Annotated in this window: 17 protein-coding genes; 13 read left to right on the top strand and 4 right to left on the bottom strand. The window is 39.5% G+C overall.

Annotated elements, in window-relative coordinates:
- The first annotated feature begins 40 nt into the window (after window positions 1-40).
- The 10 genes from mltG to KJR31_RS03895 all read left to right on the top strand — a co-directional run bounded on the left by mltG (window position 41) and on the right by KJR31_RS03895 (window position 8,910).
- Window positions 41-1,675 carry an endolytic transglycosylase MltG gene (gene mltG / locus KJR31_RS03940; protein WP_214262167.1) on the top strand — a complete coding sequence of 545 codons (1,635 nt, stop codon included), beginning with the start codon at window positions 41-43 and terminating at the stop codon, window positions 1,673-1,675.
- 74 nt (window positions 1,676-1,749) lie between these two features.
- Window positions 1,750-2,232, top strand: coding sequence for a transcription elongation factor GreA (gene greA, locus KJR31_RS03935; protein WP_006148148.1), 483 nt, complete (start codon window positions 1,750-1,752; stop codon window positions 2,230-2,232).
- Window positions 2,233-2,313: 81 nt separating this feature from the next.
- The gene (locus KJR31_RS03930) at window positions 2,314-3,687 is read left to right on the top strand and encodes an amino acid permease (protein ID WP_214262166.1); all 1,374 of its coding nucleotides are present in this window, start codon (window positions 2,314-2,316) and stop codon (window positions 3,685-3,687) included.
- Window positions 3,688-3,786: 99 nt separating this feature from the next.
- Window positions 3,787-4,197, top strand: a complete 411-nt coding sequence (locus tag KJR31_RS03925; RefSeq protein ID WP_214262165.1) for a GNAT family N-acetyltransferase — start codon at window positions 3,787-3,789, stop codon at window positions 4,195-4,197.
- A gap of 52 nt (window positions 4,198-4,249) precedes the next feature.
- A complete protein-coding gene (locus KJR31_RS03920; RefSeq protein ID WP_214262164.1) occupies window positions 4,250-4,846 on the top strand; it encodes an HAD family hydrolase in 597 nt (198 codons plus the stop codon).
- A gap of 149 nt (window positions 4,847-4,995) precedes the next feature.
- Window positions 4,996-5,205: a helix-turn-helix transcriptional regulator gene (locus KJR31_RS03915; protein ID WP_001107501.1), complete on the top strand. Its 210-nt coding sequence runs from the start codon at window positions 4,996-4,998 to the stop codon at window positions 5,203-5,205.
- Window positions 5,195-5,683 (top strand): DUF6773 family protein, encoded by a 489-nt coding sequence (locus KJR31_RS03910; protein WP_214262163.1) that lies wholly within the window; start codon window positions 5,195-5,197, stop codon window positions 5,681-5,683. Before KJR31_RS03915 ends, KJR31_RS03910 begins: the two co-directional genes overlap by 11 nt.
- A 107-nt stretch (window positions 5,684-5,790) precedes the next feature.
- Window positions 5,791-7,251 carry a nicotinate phosphoribosyltransferase gene (locus KJR31_RS03905; protein ID WP_214262162.1) on the top strand — a complete coding sequence of 487 codons (1,461 nt, stop codon included), beginning with the start codon at window positions 5,791-5,793 and terminating at the stop codon, window positions 7,249-7,251.
- Window positions 7,248-8,072, top strand: a complete 825-nt coding sequence (gene nadE, locus KJR31_RS03900; protein WP_214262161.1) for an ammonia-dependent NAD(+) synthetase — start codon at window positions 7,248-7,250, stop codon at window positions 8,070-8,072. Before KJR31_RS03905 ends, nadE begins: the two co-directional genes overlap by 4 nt.
- Window positions 8,073-8,367: 295 nt before the next feature.
- Complete coding sequence (locus KJR31_RS03895) at window positions 8,368-8,910, top strand: GNAT family N-acetyltransferase (protein WP_214262160.1); 543 nt, start codon at window positions 8,368-8,370, stop codon at window positions 8,908-8,910.
- Between the two features lie 46 nt (window positions 8,911-8,956).
- Here the strand turns inward: KJR31_RS03895 and KJR31_RS03890 are convergent, their stop codons facing one another.
- The 4 genes from KJR31_RS03890 to KJR31_RS03875 all read right to left on the bottom strand — a co-directional run bounded on the left by KJR31_RS03890 (window position 8,957) and on the right by KJR31_RS03875 (window position 13,694).
- Window positions 8,957-10,039 (bottom strand): M24 family metallopeptidase, encoded by a 1,083-nt coding sequence (locus KJR31_RS03890; protein ID WP_214262159.1) that lies wholly within the window; start codon window positions 10,037-10,039, stop codon window positions 8,957-8,959.
- Between the two features lie 114 nt (window positions 10,040-10,153).
- Entirely contained in the window at window positions 10,154-10,936 is a 783-nt protein-coding gene (gene gatD, locus KJR31_RS03885; protein ID WP_214262158.1) for a lipid II isoglutaminyl synthase subunit GatD, read from the bottom strand.
- The gene (gene murT / locus KJR31_RS03880; RefSeq protein ID WP_214262157.1) at window positions 10,936-12,279 is read right to left on the bottom strand and encodes a lipid II isoglutaminyl synthase subunit MurT; all 1,344 of its coding nucleotides are present in this window, start codon (window positions 12,277-12,279) and stop codon (window positions 10,936-10,938) included. Before murT ends, gatD begins: the two co-directional genes overlap by 1 nt.
- A gap of 98 nt (window positions 12,280-12,377) precedes the next feature.
- The gene (locus tag KJR31_RS03875; protein WP_214262156.1) at window positions 12,378-13,694 is read right to left on the bottom strand and encodes an FAD-containing oxidoreductase; all 1,317 of its coding nucleotides are present in this window, start codon (window positions 13,692-13,694) and stop codon (window positions 12,378-12,380) included.
- 341 nt (window positions 13,695-14,035) lie between these two features.
- On the opposite strand from KJR31_RS03875, the gene KJR31_RS03870 reads away from it, so the two are divergent.
- The 3 genes from KJR31_RS03870 to KJR31_RS03860 all read left to right on the top strand — a co-directional run bounded on the left by KJR31_RS03870 (window position 14,036) and on the right by KJR31_RS03860 (window position 17,245).
- Window positions 14,036-15,610: a DEAD/DEAH box helicase gene (locus tag KJR31_RS03870; protein ID WP_214262155.1), complete on the top strand. Its 1,575-nt coding sequence runs from the start codon at window positions 14,036-14,038 to the stop codon at window positions 15,608-15,610.
- A gap of 271 nt (window positions 15,611-15,881) precedes the next feature.
- On the top strand, window positions 15,882-16,670 hold the full coding sequence (gene codY, locus KJR31_RS03865) for a GTP-sensing pleiotropic transcriptional regulator CodY (RefSeq protein ID WP_214262154.1): 789 nt from the start codon (window positions 15,882-15,884) through the stop codon (window positions 16,668-16,670).
- Entirely contained in the window at window positions 16,670-17,245 is a 576-nt protein-coding gene (locus KJR31_RS03860) for a cysteine hydrolase family protein (RefSeq protein WP_214262153.1), read from the top strand. Before codY ends, KJR31_RS03860 begins: the two co-directional genes overlap by 1 nt.
- Window positions 17,246-17,284: the final 39 nt, after the last annotated feature.

Raw genomic sequence — 17,284 nt, 5'->3', positions numbered from 1 at the left:
GATATAATATTAAGGATTATCAACAAGGAGGTAAATACCTTTGAGCGAAAATTCAAATGAAGAAAAGTTGAGTTTTAAAGAGCAAATTTTGCGAGACTTAGAACGATTAAAGAAAGAGGAAAGTTTAACAGAACAAACAGATGACCTCTTTTCAAATTTGATGAACTCTTCTGATATAAAAACAGAAGAACGAGTAATAACTCCAGAAGAAGAGCTGATTGCTAATTCTGTTTCAACCGTTGAACAATTGATTGAGAACGCACCTGCTGTTCCACCTCGTCCAGATCTAAAAGAAGAGGTTACAGAGGAAATTGCAGAAGAAGCATCAGTTGAGTTACCTCAATCAGTCTCAGATAAAGATGAAATGAATTCAATACCAACTAAGGTTTCAGTTTCTTATCGTACATTTGATACTGCTTCCGAAGACAAAGAAGCAGTAAACCTAGCGCCTCACAAGGAAGAATTGACAAATCACGAAGCTACTGAAGAAGCAGAACTTCCTAGAAGAAGTCGGAGAGAAACTGTGAAACCAGCCAAGAAAAAGAAGAAATCCCGCTTAAAAGGATTTTTAGTGACAGTTTTGGTATTACTCATTCTATTTGGTGCTGGCGGTTTCTTTGGTCTTCGCTATGCTGAATCAGCTTTGCAACCAGTGGATCCAAATTCTAAACAATATATGACTGTTCAGATTCCAGACGGATCTAATGTTCAAGAAATTGGTTCAACTTTGGAAAAATCAGGTGTCATTAAAAATGGTTTGGTCTTTACACTTTATGCCAAGTATAAAAACTACACTGGATTGAAGTCTGGCTATTATAATCTACAAAAGAGTATGAGTGTTGAGGATGTCATTAAAGAGTTGCAAAAAGGTGGGACACCTGAACCTCAAGAGGTTACACTTGCAAACTTGACTATTCCAGAGGGATATACATTAGAGCAAATTGCTCAAACTGTTGGCCAACTTCAAGGGGACTTTAAAGAACCTTTGACAGCGGAAGCATTCTTGGCCAAAGTTCAGGATGAGAACTTTATTGCTCAAGAGGTTGCCAAATATCCAAATCTTCTTGAAAGCTTACCTACAAAAGATAGTGGTGTTCGTTATCGCTTAGAAGGATATCTTTTCCCTGCGACTTATACGATTAAAGAAAATACAACTGTTGAAAGTTTAATTGATTCAATGCTTGCAGCTATGGATAAGAACCTTTCTTCACATTATGCTGCTATTAAGGAAAAGAACCTAACCGTAAATGAGCTCTTGACAATTGCATCACTTGTTGAGAAAGAAGGGGCTAAGACAGAGGATCGTAAGCTGATTGCTGGTGTATTCTATAATCGTTTGAATCTTGGTATGCCACTTCAAAGTAATATCGCTATCCTTTATGCTGAAGGAAAACTTGGTCAAAACATCAGTCTTTCTGATGATGCGGCTATTGATACATCTATTGATTCACCATACAATGACTATACAAAAGTAGGTCTAATGCCTGGTCCGGTTGATAGCCCAAGCTTGGATGCGATCGAATCAAGTATCAATCAGACAAAGAGTGACTATCTCTACTTTGTGGCCAATGTTCAAGATGGTAAAGTTTACTATGCAACAACACTAGAAGAACATGAACGCAATGTTCAAGAACATATCAATAGTAAATTAAACCAATCAAATAGCACAAACTAAAATTATGTGGTTTTCCACATAATTTTGCTTTAAAGCATATATTTATTAATTCAATTAAAAGAAAGTTGAGAAAAATGGTAGAAAAAACTTATCCAATGACCTTGGAAGAAAAGGAAAAACTTGAAAAAGAATTAGAAGAATTGAAATTAGTACGTCGTCCAGAAGTTGTAGAACGTATCAAGATTGCTCGTTCATATGGTGATTTGTCAGAAAACAGTGAGTATGAAGCAGCTAAGGACGAGCAAGCCTTCGTTGAGGGACAAATCTCAAGTCTAGAGACTAAGATTCGTTACGCAGAAATCGTTAACAGCGATGCCGTTGCAAAAAATGAAGTTGCTATCGGAAAAACTGTAACAATTCAAGAAGTTGGAGAAGACGAAAAGGAAGTATACATTATCGTTGGTTCAGCTGGTGCAGATGCCTTTGCAGGAAAAGTATCAAATGAAAGCCCAATTGGTCAAGCATTGATTGGTAAGAAAAAAGGTGATGTTGTTACAATCGAAACACCTGCTGGAAGCTATGATGTTAAAATCTTAAAGGTTGAAAAAACCGCTTAATAGTCTAAAAAGAAGGAGTTGATTTAGAGAAAGCGTTTCCTATCACTCCTTTTCTTAATGTTAAAAACTTAAGGAGACAAGATGAATTCAGAAAAAAAGCACAAAAAGAAGAGTAAAATGGAGCGAGGCCTAACCAATCGCCATGTTCAGGTTATGGCCATCGCCGGTACAATCGGAACAGGATTATTTCTCGGGGCAGGTCGCTCGATTAGTTTAACAGGGCCTTCGATTGTTTTAGTTTATATGATTACTGGTGGTTTTATGTATCTCATGATGCGAGCTATCGGAGAGATGTTGTACCAGGACCCAGAGCAACATACCTTTATCAATTTTATTACTCGTTATCTAGGTAAGGGCTGGGGCTATTTCTCAGTTTGGTCTTATTGGTTATCGGTGATCTTTATCGGAATGGCTGAGATTACAGCCATCTCGCACTATGTTCAGTTTTGGTTTCCATCCTGGCCATCTTGGTTGATTCAGGTTGTCTTTCTAACAATTTTAGGACTAGTCAATCTGATTGCCGTTAAAATCTTTGGTGAAGTGGAATTTTGGTTTGCCATGATTAAAATTGTGGCTATTCTTGCCATGATTGCGACAGGTGTTTTTATGGTTTTGACCGGCTTTGAAACTCCTTATGGTTCAGCAAGCCTGACAAATATTAGTGAGCATTTCTCCCTTTTCCCAAATGGTGGTATGAACTTTGTCATGGCCTTCCAGATGGTTTTCTTTGCCTACTTGATGATTGAATTTATCGGTGTTACTACATCTGAAACTAAGGATCCAAGAAAAGTATTGCCTAAGGCTGTTAAGGAAATTCCTTTACGAATTATCTTCTTCTACGGTGGAGCTCTCTTAGCTATTATGTCTATTATTCCTTGGCGTGAGCTTTCTGCAGCAGATTCACCATTTGTAACGGTATTTGAACTTGTTGGTCTTAAGTGGGCGGCTGCTTTGATTAACTTTGTTGTCTTGACTTCAGCAGCGTCAGCATTAAATTCAACCCTTTACTCAACAGGTCGTCACTTGTATCAGATTGCCCATGATTCACCAAATCGTTTCTTGAAAGCTATTAAGGCAGATACCCTCTCACGCCACAATGTTCCTCAGAATGCAATCATTGCTTCTGCCGTATTAATTGGTTTTGCAGCCTTCATCAATGTACTTCCGGGTGTATCAGATGCCTTTGCTTTGATTACAGCTTCTTCATCAGGTGTTTATATTGCCATCTACATCTTGATTATGGTAGCCCATCTCAAGTATCGTAAGTCTAAAGACTTTATGGCAGATGGCTATCTCATGCCCCAATATCGCTTGCTAAATCCTCTGACTATGCTCTTCTTTATCTTTGTATTTGGAACTCTCTTCTTACAAGAATCAACTGTAATGGGAGCTCGAGGTTCAGCAATCTGGATTGTTGCTTTTGGTATTTATAGCCAATGGAAGTTTAGAAAATAAGTCAGAAGCTCATCAACTTAGGTTGGTGAGTTTTTTAGTTTGACAGTTCTTTAAAATAGGAATATAATCAAGGCGTTAGTTGTCTTCGAGGAGGTTTGGATGCACATTCGATTGGAGAATACAGAGTCTCAGAAAGCACAAGAAATAGGGAATTTGATTCGCTCTTATAATCGTTCCAAAAGGGAAGCAGCTGAAAGTGAGCCACTTAACCTTTACGTTGAAGATGATAGCGGTGAACTCCTGGCTGGTTTAGTAGCAGAGACCTTTGGAAATTGGCTAGAAATCGAGTATTTATTTGTGAAAGAAGACTTGCGAGGACAAGGAATTGGCTCCCAACTATTGCAGCGAGCAGAAAGTGAAGCTAAGAAGAGAAATTGTCGCTACGTTTTTGTGAATACGTATCAGTTTCAAGCGCCAGCCTTCTATCAGAAACATGGTTACCAGGAAGTCTTTACCTTAAAAGACTACCCCTGCACTGGACAAAGGCACTATTATCAAAAAGATTTATAAACAGACATTGGACGCTTAAAAAAATTGTTCACAGAATGATGGAGGTAGGTTGATGGATATCGTACTGGATATGGGTAATGTTCTACTAGAATGGAACAAGGATAAGATTTTGAAATCTGTAGCTAAAACCCAGAAAGATTATCTAATTTTAGACAAGGCGATTTTCCAGTCGGGACTCTGGGAAAGATTGGACCTGGGGACCTTGACTCGAGAAGAATTGGTTGATAAGGTTCTTTCCCTGTTAGGAGATTGCTATCAGAAAAAGGTTGAAGAAGTCATTTGGAACTGGCCTGCCTATATCGATATTTACACGGAAGTCTTTCCACTTCTTGCACGTTTAAAGGAAAATGGCCATCGTATTTTTGTCCTATCTAATACCTCACCAGTTTTTTATGAATTATTGAAAAATCAACTAGCACCTCTAGAAAAGATTTTAGATGGGTTTGTTCTTTCCTGTGATATTATGGCTATCAAACCTGATCGAAAAATGTTTGAAGAAATTCTCCGTAAATATCAGTTGGCCCCAGCAAATTGTGTCTTTCTTGATGATATAGCAGACAACACTAAGGTAGCTGAAAGCCTAGGCATCAAAGCCTATCAAGTCAAACAGAGAAGTGACGTTGTAGATATTTTGAAAAAATTTGAATAAGCAGAAAACTCTCTATCATTTAGCTGATAGAGAGTTTTTTGTTAAAAAAATCGCACAAAATGACAGATATATATTGCATAATGTAAAATATATGATATAATAAAGTTGAAAAAGAAGCGCGACTTTTAAAATTAAGGAGGAGGTTACAAGTGGCTAAGAATTTAAAATTAAAACTAGCTCGAGTAGAGCTTGATATGACACAAGGTGACTTGGCAGAAGCTGTCGGGGTTACGCGCCAGACTATCGGCTTGATAGAAGCTGGAAAGTATAATCCCTCGCTTTCGCTTTGCCAGTCTATTTGCAGATGCTTAGGGAAAACTTTAGACCAATTATTTTGGGAGGAAGAAGATGAAAAATAAATTTTATTATTATCAATTATTAGACGAAAGAGAAGAACAACTGATGAATAAAGCTAGTGCAGAGAGTTTTCATATCTCTATCGGATTGTTGTTTCTAGCTTATTTCATAGCAGTGTTAGCACCAAGCCTTTTTAATCCAAGTATGCTTCTCGTTATTATTATCATAGGGACTTTTTACTTTTTCACCCGTGCTCGCAATCTCGGTGTGACCTACTATAGTCGTTTTCATTTTACAATTTTAGGTTGCCTATTATTAACTCTAGTGATTACAGCTACCTTGATGCTACAAAACTACCAGTTCAATATCGAAATTTATCAGCATAATCCTCTACATTTTAAATACATTTTTGCTTGGGTATTTACCTATATCTTTTATCTTCCTTGGGTATTTATTGGAAACTTAGGTTTGAAAAGTTATGGTGAATGGGCTCAGAAAAAGTATGAAAAAGATATGGATAAGCTCGAGAGCATGGAATAGCTTGTTAGCTTTTTATCAATATTGAGAAAATGTGTTATAATAGTACTAATTTATGAGAAAAGAAGAAACATTTTCATCTTTTTACAAATAGGGAAGAAGGACAGTATATGTACCCAGATGATAGTTTAACTTTGCACACTGATTTGTATCAAATTAACATGATGCAAGTTTACTTCGACCAAGGCATTCATAACAAGAAAGCAGTTTTTGAAGTTTATTTCCGCCAACAACCTTTCAAAAATGGTTATGCTGTATTTGCAGGTTTGGAACGAATTGTGAAATACCTTGAAAACCTGCGCTTTTCTGAGAGTGATATTGCTTATTTGGAATCGCTTGGTTATCATGGCGCCTTCTTGGAATATCTCCGTAATCTCAAGATGGAATTGACTGTACGTTCTGCTCAAGAAGGTGACTTGGTATTTGCCAATGAACCGATCGTTCAAGTGGAGGGACCTTTGGCTCAGTGTCAATTGGTAGAAACAGCACTTTTGAACATCGTCAACTTTCAAACCTTGATTGCAACCAAGGCTGCTCGCATTCGTTCAGTCATTGAAGATGAGCCTTTGATGGAGTTCGGTACACGTCGTGCACAAGAAATGGATGCAGCTATCTGGGGAACTCGTGCCGCTGTTATTGGTGGTGCTGATGGAACCAGTAATGTCCGTGCAGGGAAACTCTTTGGCATCCCTGTTTTAGGAACACATGCCCATGCCTTGGTTCAAGTCTATGGAAATGACTATCAGGCTTTCAAAGCTTATGCCTCAACTCACAAAAACTGTGTCTTCCTAGTGGATACCTACGATACTCTTCGTATCGGTGTTCCAGCAGCGATTCAGGTTGCGCGTGAACTTGGTGACAAGATTAATTTTCTTGGTGTCCGCATTGACTCTGGAGATATCGCCTATATTTCTAAAAAAGTTCGTCAACAACTGGATGAGGCTGGATTTACAGATGCTAAGATCTATGCATCCAATGACCTTGATGAAAATACCATTCTTAACCTCAAGATGCAAAAAGCTAAGATTGACGTATGGGGTGTAGGTACTAAGTTAATTACTGCTTATGACCAACCTGCTCTTGGCGCAGTCTATAAAATTGTGTCTATTGAAGATGAAAATGGTCATATGCGCAATACCATCAAACTATCAAGCAATGCTGAAAAAGTTTCTACACCTGGTAAGAAACAGGTTTGGCGTATTACCAGTCGTGAAAAAGGCAAGTCAGAAGGTGACTACATTACCTATGATGGTGTCGATGTTGCTAGTATGACAGAAATCAAGATGTTCCATCCAACCTATACTTACATCAAGAAAACTGTCCGCAATTTTGATGCCGTTCCTCTTTTGGTGGACATCTTCAAGGACGGTAAGCTGGTCTATGATTTACCGAGTCTACCTGAGATTCAGGCCTATGCTCGTAAAGAATTTGATAAACTTTGGGACGAGTACAAACGTGTTCTGAACCCACAACATTATCCAGTAGACTTGGCACATGATATTTGGCAAGACAAGATGGACTTGATTGATAAGATGCGTAAGGAAGCTCTAGGCGAAGGAGAAGAAGAATGAGTTTGCAAGAGACCATTATCCAACAATTAGGTGTTAAGCCAGTTATTGATGCCCAGGAAGAAATCCGTCGTTCGATTGACTTTTTAAAACGATATTTAAAGAAGCATCCATTCCTGAAAACCTTTGTATTAGGTATTTCTGGAGGTCAAGACTCGACTTTAGCTGGGCGTCTTGCACAACTAGCTATGGAAGAAATGCGAGCTGAAACAGGAGATGATTCTTATCAATTTATCGCTGTTCGCCTGCCTTACGGGGTGCAAGCTGACGAGGATGATGCTCAAAAAGCACTTGCTTTTATCCAGCCAGATGTGAGCTTGGTCGTTAATATCAAGGACTCTGCAGATGCTATGACAGCAGCAGTTAAAGCAACAGGTAGTCCTGTTTCAGATTTCAACAAGGGGAATATCAAGGCTCGTAGTCGTATGATTGCCCAATATGCCCTTGCGGGTGCCCATAGCGGAGCAGTTATTGGTACTGACCATGCTGCAGAAAATGTCACAGGTTTCTTTACCAAGTTTGGTGACGGTGGTGCAGATATTCTCCCACTTTATCGCCTCAATAAACGCCAAGGGAAACAACTCTTGAAGGAACTTGGAGCTGATCCAGTACTTTATGAAAAAGTTCCAACAGCAGATTTGGAAGAAGAAAAACCAGGTATTGCAGATGAAGTAGCCTTGGGAGTCACTTACAATCAAATCGATGATTACCTCGAAGGTAAGCAAGTAAACCCAGAAGCGCAAGCAACCATTGAAAAATGGTGGCATAAAGGCCAACACAAACGCCACCTACCAATCACCGTGTTTGATACGTTTTGGGAGTGAGACAGAAATCGGTAACTCGAAGAGTTCGATTTCATAGTCTCACCCCCGCAAGGCTGACTAGGCTTGAAAAAGCTTGATAAAGCGTATTTCAAGTCAGACAGCTACTGCGTCATGAAATTAGAGGAAACTGTTGTTTTCTCAATGTTTATGAGTAAAGTGTTTTTACCCCGAGTCTGAAAATACAAAAGCGAAGAAGGTCCGGAGGACCTTTTTCACTTTATAACTTGAAATAGGAGACTGAGATAGGTCAATGCAAGTTTGAGCCCATCCATAAAATAGAAAGAGAGTTAGCATTATGAAAGCACTAGGTACACAACCTATAGAAACTGAACGATTGATTTTGAGGAGATTTGTAAAAAATGACGCTCAAGCCATGTTTGAGAATTGGGCTTCTCGTCTAGATAATCTAACTTATGTTACTTGGGATCCACACCTGAATGTCGAACAGACTCAAAACTCTATTGACAAATGGGTAGCATCCTACGACAATCCTAACTATTACAAATGGGCCATTTGTCTAAAAAATAATCCAGACCACGTTATTGGAGATATTAGTCTTGTCAGTGTTGATGAAACAAACTCTAGCTGTGAAATCGGATATATTTTAGGGATGGACTACTGGGGACGAGGAATTGTGACAGAAGCCCTGAAGGCTGTTTTATCATACTGTTTGGATGAGATTAGATTTAAAGAGGTTAATGCTTGCTATGCAAGCTTAAATCCCGCCTCTGGTCGTGTGATGGAAAAGGCGGGTATGACTTTTTGGAAGACAATTCCAAATGCAGTTGAACGAAAAGGTTATATCGCTGATAAAATTTATTATCAAATCAAAAAATAAGATGGAAAAGTTAAGCTTTTCCATCTTATTTTTTATAAAATACTTTTTAATCAAAGTAAAGCAAATCTTTGCTGGTACTTGTAAAGAGATCAAAGCCATCCTTAGTGACAACACCGCAGTCTTCGATACGCACACCGACTTTACCAGGGATGTAGATACCTGGTTCAACTGAGAAGCACATGCCTTCTTCGATGACCATGTCATTTCCTTCCATGATTGATGGAAATTCGTGAACATCCATACCGATACCATGGCCGAGACGGTGGTTGAAGTACTCACCGTAGCCAGCTTTTTCGATCACTTCACGAGCTGCGCGGTCTACTTCATGGGCTGTGACACCAGGTTTGATAAAGTCAAGGGCAGCTTGTTGAGCTTCTAGAGTCAAGTTGTAAATATCCTTCTTGAATTGGTCTGGTTTCCCGACAGCAACCGTACGAGTCATATCTGATGCATAACCATTGACCATCACACCAAGGTCAAAGAGGAGAAGGGCGTTATTTTCAATCTTATTGGCTCCAGGGATACCGTGTGGGTTTGCAGCGTTGTCGCCAGTTAAGACCATGGTATCAAAGCTCATTTCATAACCTTCGCGTTTCATAGCAAAGTCGATTTGGGCAATGATATCAGTTTCAGTATTGTCAAGAGAGATATTGTCAAAACCAACCTTGACGGATTTATCTGCATAGACACCTGCTACCATCATCTTTTGCACTTCGTCAGCTGACTTGATCAAGCGCATCCGTTGGATCAGTGGAGTCAAGTTTTCAAACTCAGCAGTTTCGAAGACAGTTTTCAAACCGTGATATTTAGTCAAGATGAGGTTATCAAACTCAACTGCTACACGTTTGAAATCAAATTGTGGCAAGGCATTTTGGATTTTTTTCCAAGGGTCTTCAGAGTCCACATAACCAACGACTGGGAAAGAAACAGTGCTAGTTGCACGCTCAACCTCAAGTGCTGGAACAAAGAGAAGCGGTTCCTGATCTGCAAGGACAAAAAGGAACATTTGACGTTCGTGTGGATCACTGTAAAAGCCAGTGAGGTAATTAATTGTGACGGGGTCAGATACGACAGCGACGTCTAGCTTTTCGGATTCAAGATATGTTAGGATTTGTTGTAATTTAGACATATGCTACCTTCTTTCTACCCCTCTATTTTTGCAAAAATTAGTAGAAAATGCAAGGGAGAAGGGGAAAAGAGCCTAAAAAAATTCCAATTGCCGAAGCATATTGGAATCTAATGATTAGTTGAATTCTGCCTTACTTTTCACATCGTTGTATTCTTCAGCGACTTCTTGGCTCAGAATATCCTCATAAGCAGGAAGGACGATGTCTTGACCGTATTTTTTCTTAAGAGCAGTAGTGACCAAGCGATAGGCTAGATTTGCATTGCGGGATAAAATAGGTCCGTGGAAATAAGAACCGAAGACATTTTTATAGTGAACACCTTCACCGATTTTCTCTTCGTTATTTCCATTTCCGTAAACAACCTGTCCCAGTGGTTTTTGGTCATCTGAGAGGAAGGTGCGACCTTGGTGGTTCTCAAATCCATAGTAGGTTTCATCGAATTCTTCATTATGAATTTTAATATCACCGATAAAGCGGTTATTGGTTTGGTTGAGTGTGTAGTGTCCCATAACACCGAGGCCTTCGATGCGTCTTCCGGAAGCCTCTATATAATATTGGCCCAATAGTTGGAAGCCACCGCAGATAGCAAGAACAACACCATCATTTTGGATAAAGTTATCGATACTTTCTTTTTTGGTAGGCAAATCACCAGCAATGATACTCTGTTCAAAGTCTTGACCACCACCGAAAAAGGCGATGTCGTAGTGGTTTTCATCAAAGTCATCATGGAGAGAAACGATGTCAACTGTTACATGAGCCCCAAGTTTTTCAGCTACGTACTTGAGCATAAGGATATTTCCATTATCTCCGTAGGTGTTCATGAGGTTACCATAGAGGTGGGCGATATTCAGCTGGTATGGATAGTTGCCGTCTTTTGAGGAAAGTGAAGTATAAACCATTAGTTCATCTCCTTTCTAACAAGCTGACGATTGGCTAGTAATTCTCGGAATTCTAGCATAGCCGTATAAGTCGCAAGGATATAAGCATGCTTGCAGTCTTGAGCTTCAATCGTTTTAAGGACTTGTTCCAAGCTACTTGTTTCAGTGATTTTATCAGCTGGATAGCCAGTGACACGAAGACGACGAGCGATTTCAGAATGACGTACTCCACCAGCATTGATTTCTGGAATATCCATGTCAGTTATTTGTTCAAAGTCAGCATCCCAAATCCAGCTAGTATCAATCCCGTCTGCATAGTTGGCATTGAGGAGAACAGATAGACTAAATGGATAAGGAGCTAGTTTGATCATTTCGATGGCCTGGGTAGCACCAACGGGATTTTTAATAAGAACCAGCGTACATTCCTTGTCACCGATATGGAAGGTTTCTTGGCGTCCAAAAACTGCACGGCTCTTATCGAATCCTTGCTTAATCAATTGAGAATCAGCGCCTAAGTAACAGGCGATAGCAACCGCAGCCAGAGCATTGTAGATGTTGTAGAGACCACCGATTTGAATACCATATTCCTGACCGTCAATAACAAAGCGAGAGCGATTGTTAGTCAATTCAACCAATTCTGTCAGACGGTAATCCAAATTAGGACGCTTGCATCCACAATTTTCACAGATATAAGCTCCCAAGTTGGCATAGGTATTGAGCTCATATTTTAAGATGCTTTGACATTCAGGGCAGAGAATACCTTCAGTATTATAGTGAGCAAGTTGCGCTGGACCTTTTTCTAGATCAAAACCAAAATACTGAACAGGATTTGGAATAGCTGGCTTGTAGAAAAGCGGACTATCCCCGTTCAGCAGAACAGTAGCAGTAGGAACTTTTCGAATAGCATCCAAAATCATCTTGTAGGTTGTATAGATCTCCCCATAGCGGTCCATCTGATCGCGGAAGATATTGGTGATGACGAAAAGACTAGGCTGGATGTAATCACAGATATGTGAGAGACTAGCTTCGTCGATTTCAAGGACTGCAATATTTTTTCCAGTTTTTGAAGATTTTGCAGTTAAGAAAGTCGTTGTAATCCCTGTAATCATGTTAGCACCACTAGGATTCGTTAAAACTTGACCATAAATTTCCTTTAGGATACCGACAGTGAGAGCGGTCGTCAAGGTTTTCCCATTGGTACCAGTTACCACAACAATCTCGTAGTTCTTAGCTAAATGTTGTAAAATATCTTTATCAAATTGAAGGGCAAGTTTTCCAGGGAGCGTACTTCCACGTCCAAGACGACTCAAAATAAAATGAGAAGAACGCCCAGCAAGAAGGCCCAAAGTAGTTTTTAATTTCATGTTTCTATTATATCATAAAAGAAGGAAAACACAGATTTGAGATTTCGCAGAAGTAAAAACAGCCCAAAGAGGGCTGTTAGTTAAGATGAGACTTCAACTTAAATCGCAAACAAGTCATTCAAGTTTTCAGCCAAGGTTGGGTGAGTGAAGATTTGTTTTGTGAAGTAAGTGTAAGGAATCTTGTTGTCCATGGCAACAGTAATGATGTTGATGATTTCTTGAGAACCTTCTGAGAAGATAGTTGCACCGATAATTTCTTTGGTTTCAGTGTTGACAACTGCTTTGAAGGCTCCACGAAGATCTCCATTTACATGACCACGAGGCATTGCAGCAACAGGGATTTCCTTCACAGCGTATGGAAGTTTCAAATCAGCTACTTGGTTTTCAGTCAAACCAATTTGTGAAAGTGGTGGTGTGATGAACATAGTATTTGGTACATTGCGACGGTCTTCAAGTGTGTAGTTACCATCTCCTTCAAGGTAGCTGTAGACGACACGGAAGTCATCAAGTGAAATGTAAGTAAATTGAAGCCCACCGTTGACATCTCCGACCGCAAAGACACCTGGAACATTTGTTTGACAGTGTTTATCGACCTTGATTGCACCATGTTCAGTTAGTTCTATATCTGTATTTTCAAGTTGAAGAGGTTCCACATTTGGTTTACGTCCAGTTGCATAGAGTAGGGCGTCAAAACGGTATGTTTCATTCTCTGTCACAACAAGGACTTGGTCACCGTCGTTTTTGATTTCAGTAGTATGGACATTTTGAAGTAGTTCAATGCCATCTTCTTCCATGTATTGTTTAGCAAGAGCAGCAATAGAAGGTTCTGCGCGAGGTAGGAAAGTATCTAAAGCATCTAAGACTGTTACCTTGCTTCCGAGTTTGTTGAAAAGACCTGCAAATTCAAGACCGATATTTCCACCACCAAGAATTCCAAGTTTTTCTGGTAATTGATCTAAGTTTTGGATACCAGTTGAATCATAGACGTTCTTGCTTGTAGCAAGTCCAGGGATTGGCAAGACGTTTGAAACAGCACCAGTGTTGATGACGATTATTTCAGCAGTCAGTTCTTTCTTTTCATCACCAGCTTGGATTTCGATGACTTTGTTTGAAAGGAAGTGAGCTTCCGCATCAAAGATATCAACGCCAGTACCAGCAATGGTAGCATAGTTTTTACCGTTGAGGCGTGTAGTAACAGTGTTTTTAGTAGCCATGACCTCATCAAATGACAAGTCCTTTTCTGCGGCAACTAATAAGGTTTTAGTTGGAATACAACCGATGTTGATACAAGTTCCGCCGTACATGGCCTTGTTGCGCTCGATAAGAGCTACTTTTTTTCCAGCATAAGCTAGCTTAGCAGCCAGAGTTTTACCTGCCTTACCAAATCCAATGACAATTAAATCGTATGTTAACATTTTTAAATCCTCCTGTTTGATTTTCATTCTAGCACAAGAAAAAAACTTTTGCACAAATCTGCTACGGGAAAAAATATTGGTCTAAAATAGTCTCATGAAAGCTTTTGGGAAACAAGTTTAAAAAATAGAAAAATCGTTTACATGATTTAATCAGGTGGTTAGACTATCTTTTGACCTTCTCTTGTGTTATACTAGATAAGTTGCAAAAATGCAGTACTTTTCTTTCGTGGAAAAGAAGCAACACGGTCTTTCATAAAAGCTATGAAAGTACGTCATGACAAGAAAAGTATAAACTAAGCGCTATAGGATGGCTTCGCACCATCTTTAGAAAGAAGAATAACGTGAAATTTAATGAATTTAATCTTTCTGCCGATTTGTTGGCAGAAGTTGATAAAGCAGGATTTGTAGAAGCAAGTCCCATCCAAGAGCAAACCATTCCTTTAGCTCTTGAAGGGAAAGATGTGATCGGACAAGCTCAAACTGGTACAGGGAAAACTGCAGCTTTCGGCTTGCCAACCCTTGAAAAAATTCGTACAGAAGAAGCAACTATCCAAGCTTTGGTCATTGCACCAACTCGTGAATTGGCTGTTCAAAGTCAAGAAGAACTTTTCCGCTTTGGTCGTAGTAAGGGTGTGAAAGTCCGTTCAGTATACGGTGGTTCAAGTATTGAAAAACAAATCAAGGCTCTTAAATCAGGGGCTCATATCGTAGTAGGAACACCAGGTCGTCTCCTTGACTTGATTAAACGCAAGGCCTTGAAATTGCAAGATATTGAAACTCTTATCCTTGATGAAGCGGACGAAATGCTCAACATGGGCTTCCTTGAAGATATTGAAGCCATAATCTCCCGTGTCCCAGAAAATCGTCAAACCTTGCTCTTTTCAGCAACCATGCCTGAAGCCATCAAACGCATCGGTGTTCAGTTCATGAAAAATCCTGAGCACGTCAAGATTGCTGCCAAAGAGTTAACAACAGAACTAGTTGATCAGTACTATATCCGTGTTAAGGAACAAGAAAAATTTGATACCATGACTCGACTCATGGATGTGGAGCAGCCAGAACTTGCAATTGTATTTGGTCGTACCAAACGTCGTGTGGATGAGTTGACTCGTGGTCTTAAAATCCGTGGTTTCCGAGCAGAAGGGATTCATGGAGATTTGGATCAAAACAAACGTCTTCGTGTCCTACGTGATTTCAAAAACGGTAACCTCGATGTCCTCGTTGCAACAGACGTTGCAGCTCGAGGTTTGGATATTTCTGGTGTGACTCATGTCTACAACTATGATATTCCACAAGATCCAGAGAGCTATGTACACCGTATCGGTCGTACAGGTCGTGCAGGGAAGTCAGGTCAGTCCATTACTTTCGTAGCACCAAATGAGATGGGCTATCTCCAAATCATCGAGAACTTGACTAAGAAACGCATGAAAGGTCTCAAGCCTGCGACAGCAGAAGAAGCCTTCCAAGCCAAAAAACAAGTCGCTCTCAAGAAGATTGAACGTGATTTTGCTGATGAAGCCATTCGTGGAAACTTCGAGAAATTCGCAAAAGACGCTCGTAAACTTGCTGCAGAATTCAGCCAAGAAGAATTGGCTATGTACATCCTTAGCTTGACGGTTCAGGATCCAGATAGTCTTCCAGAAGTTGAAATTGCGCGTGAAAAGCCATTGCCATTTAAACCATCTGGTGGTGGATTTGGCGGAAAAGGCAAGTCTAGTCGTGGTGGCCGTCGTGGGGATGATCGACGAGATCGTGATCGCCGTGGCAATGGTCGTCATGATGACTATCGTAAAGGTGGACGCTCAAACGACCGCTTTGATAAAGAGAAGCGTTACCGTAAGGACAATAAAAAACCACGCAATACTTCAAGCGAGAAGAAAACAGGCTTTGTGATTCGTAACAAAGGAGATAAATAACAAAAAAAGCGGTTCACTGAGGTGGATCGCTTTTATATATAAGGAGACCGAGAGTCATATAAACATTCATACGAGAATTTAGATTTATAAATTTGTTATCTTGTAATATTATCTTATCAAAAAAATAAAACGCTGTCAATAAGAAAAATGAAAAAATTAGCAAAAATTTTCCAATAGTCATGAATTGCAATTCAATAAACAATTTTCAGATAATTGTTGAAGTAGTCAGAATTTTATGATATAATGAAAGCGATTATATGCGAGGTAAATAATGGTACATTTATTAGAAAAAACAAGAAAAATCACATCAATCCTAAAGCGTTCTGAGGAGAAGTTGCAAGATGATCTTCCCTACAATGCAATTACGCGTCAATTGGCAGATATCATTGATTGCAACGCCTGCATTTTAAATAGTAAAGGACGTCTCTTGGGATATTTCATGCGCTACAAGACCAATAATGACCGTGTAGAGCAATTTTTCCAATCAAAAATTTTCCCTGATGAATATATTCAAGCAGCAAACATGATTTATGATACGGAGTCTAACCTTCCAGTGGAACATGATTTGAGTGTTTTTCCAACTGAAAGTCGTTCAGACTTTCCAGATGGTTTGACAACGATTGCTCCAATTCATGTCTCAGGTATTCGCTTGGGTTCTTTGATTATTTGGCGAAATGATAAGAAGTTTGAAGAAGATGATTTGATTCTTATTGAGATTGCCAGCACTGTAGTAGGGATTCAACTCTTGAATTTCCAACGCGAGGAAGATGAGAAAAATATTCGTCGTCGTACTGCTGTAACGATGGCGGTCAACACACTTTCTTACTCTGAACTTAGAGCAGTATCGGCTATTTTAGCTGAATTAAATGGTAATGAAGGTCAATTAACAGCTTCAGTCATTGCAGACCGTATTGGTATCACTCGCTCTGTAATTGTGAATGCCCTTCGTAAACTTGAATCTGCAGGGATTATTGAAAGTCGTTCTCTTGGGATGAAAGGAACCTATCTCAAAGTTTTAATTCCAGATATTTTTGAAGAAGTGAAAAAGAGGGACTATTAATGGCTAAGGCACTGATTTCAATTGATTATACAGAAGATTTCGTTGCGGATCATGGGAAATTAACTGCGGGAGCTCCGGCTCAAGCAATATCCGATCCTATCTATCGGGTGACCCAAAAGGCTTTTGAACGTGGAGACTATATCTTTTTTACAATCGATGCCCATGAAGAAAATGATGTTTTTCATCCTGAAAGTAAACTATTCCCGCCCCATAATATTATTGGGACTAGTGGCCGAAATTTATTTGGTAAACTAGCCGAGTTTTATCAGGAACATGCTGATGATAGTCGTGTTTTCTGGATGGACAAACGTCACTATTCGGCTTTTTCTGGAACAGATTTGGATATCCGTCTCAGAGAGCGTGGTGTGGATACTGTTATCCTAACAGGAGTTCTGACTGATATCTGTGTTTTGCATACGGCGATTGATGCCTACAATCTTGGTTATCAGATTGAAGTAGTCAAACCAGCTGTAGCATCTATTTGGCCTGAAAATCATGCCTTTGCACTTGGACATTTTAAGAATACACTTGGTGCAAAATTGCTTGATGAAAATTTGCTTGAAATTACAGAATAATACATTTCAAGATGAAAAAATCTGAAAAAAGTCTTGACA

Source organism: Streptococcus infantis (assembly GCF_018499575.1).
GTDB lineage: Bacteria > Bacillota > Bacilli > Lactobacillales > Streptococcaceae > Streptococcus > Streptococcus infantis_K.
The sequence above is the reverse complement of the archived record's forward strand: the minus strand, read 5'-3'. Positions and strand labels throughout refer to the sequence as shown.

Bases quoted from the DNA above. Each gene is read 5' to 3' on its own strand.
- greA (WP_006148148.1), top strand. From the start codon at position 1,750: ATGGTAGAAAAAACTTATCCAATGACCTTGGAAGAAAAGGAAAAACTT.
- KJR31_RS03930 (WP_214262166.1), top strand. From the start codon at position 2,314: ATGAATTCAGAAAAAAAGCACAAAAAGAAGAGTAAAATGGAGCGAGGC.
- KJR31_RS03925 (WP_214262165.1), top strand. From the start codon at position 3,787: ATGCACATTCGATTGGAGAATACAGAGTCTCAGAAAGCACAAGAAATA.
- KJR31_RS03920 (WP_214262164.1), top strand. From the start codon at position 4,250: ATGGATATCGTACTGGATATGGGTAATGTTCTACTAGAATGGAACAAG.
- KJR31_RS03910 (WP_214262163.1), top strand. From the start codon at position 5,195: ATGAAAAATAAATTTTATTATTATCAATTATTAGACGAAAGAGAAGAA.
- KJR31_RS03905 (WP_214262162.1), top strand. From the start codon at position 5,791: ATGTACCCAGATGATAGTTTAACTTTGCACACTGATTTGTATCAAATT.
- nadE (WP_214262161.1), top strand. From the start codon at position 7,248: ATGAGTTTGCAAGAGACCATTATCCAACAATTAGGTGTTAAGCCAGTT.
- KJR31_RS03895 (WP_214262160.1), top strand. From the start codon at position 8,368: ATGAAAGCACTAGGTACACAACCTATAGAAACTGAACGATTGATTTTG.
- KJR31_RS03890 (WP_214262159.1), bottom strand. From the start codon at position 10,039: ATGTCTAAATTACAACAAATCCTAACATATCTTGAATCCGAAAAGCTA.
- gatD (WP_214262158.1), bottom strand. From the start codon at position 10,936: ATGGTTTATACTTCACTTTCCTCAAAAGACGGCAACTATCCATACCAG.
- murT (WP_214262157.1), bottom strand. From the start codon at position 12,279: ATGAAATTAAAAACTACTTTGGGCCTTCTTGCTGGGCGTTCTTCTCAT.
- KJR31_RS03875 (WP_214262156.1), bottom strand. From the start codon at position 13,694: ATGTTAACATACGATTTAATTGTCATTGGATTTGGTAAGGCAGGTAAA.
- codY (WP_214262154.1), top strand. From the start codon at position 15,882: ATGGTACATTTATTAGAAAAAACAAGAAAAATCACATCAATCCTAAAG.
- KJR31_RS03860 (WP_214262153.1), top strand. From the start codon at position 16,670: ATGGCTAAGGCACTGATTTCAATTGATTATACAGAAGATTTCGTTGCG.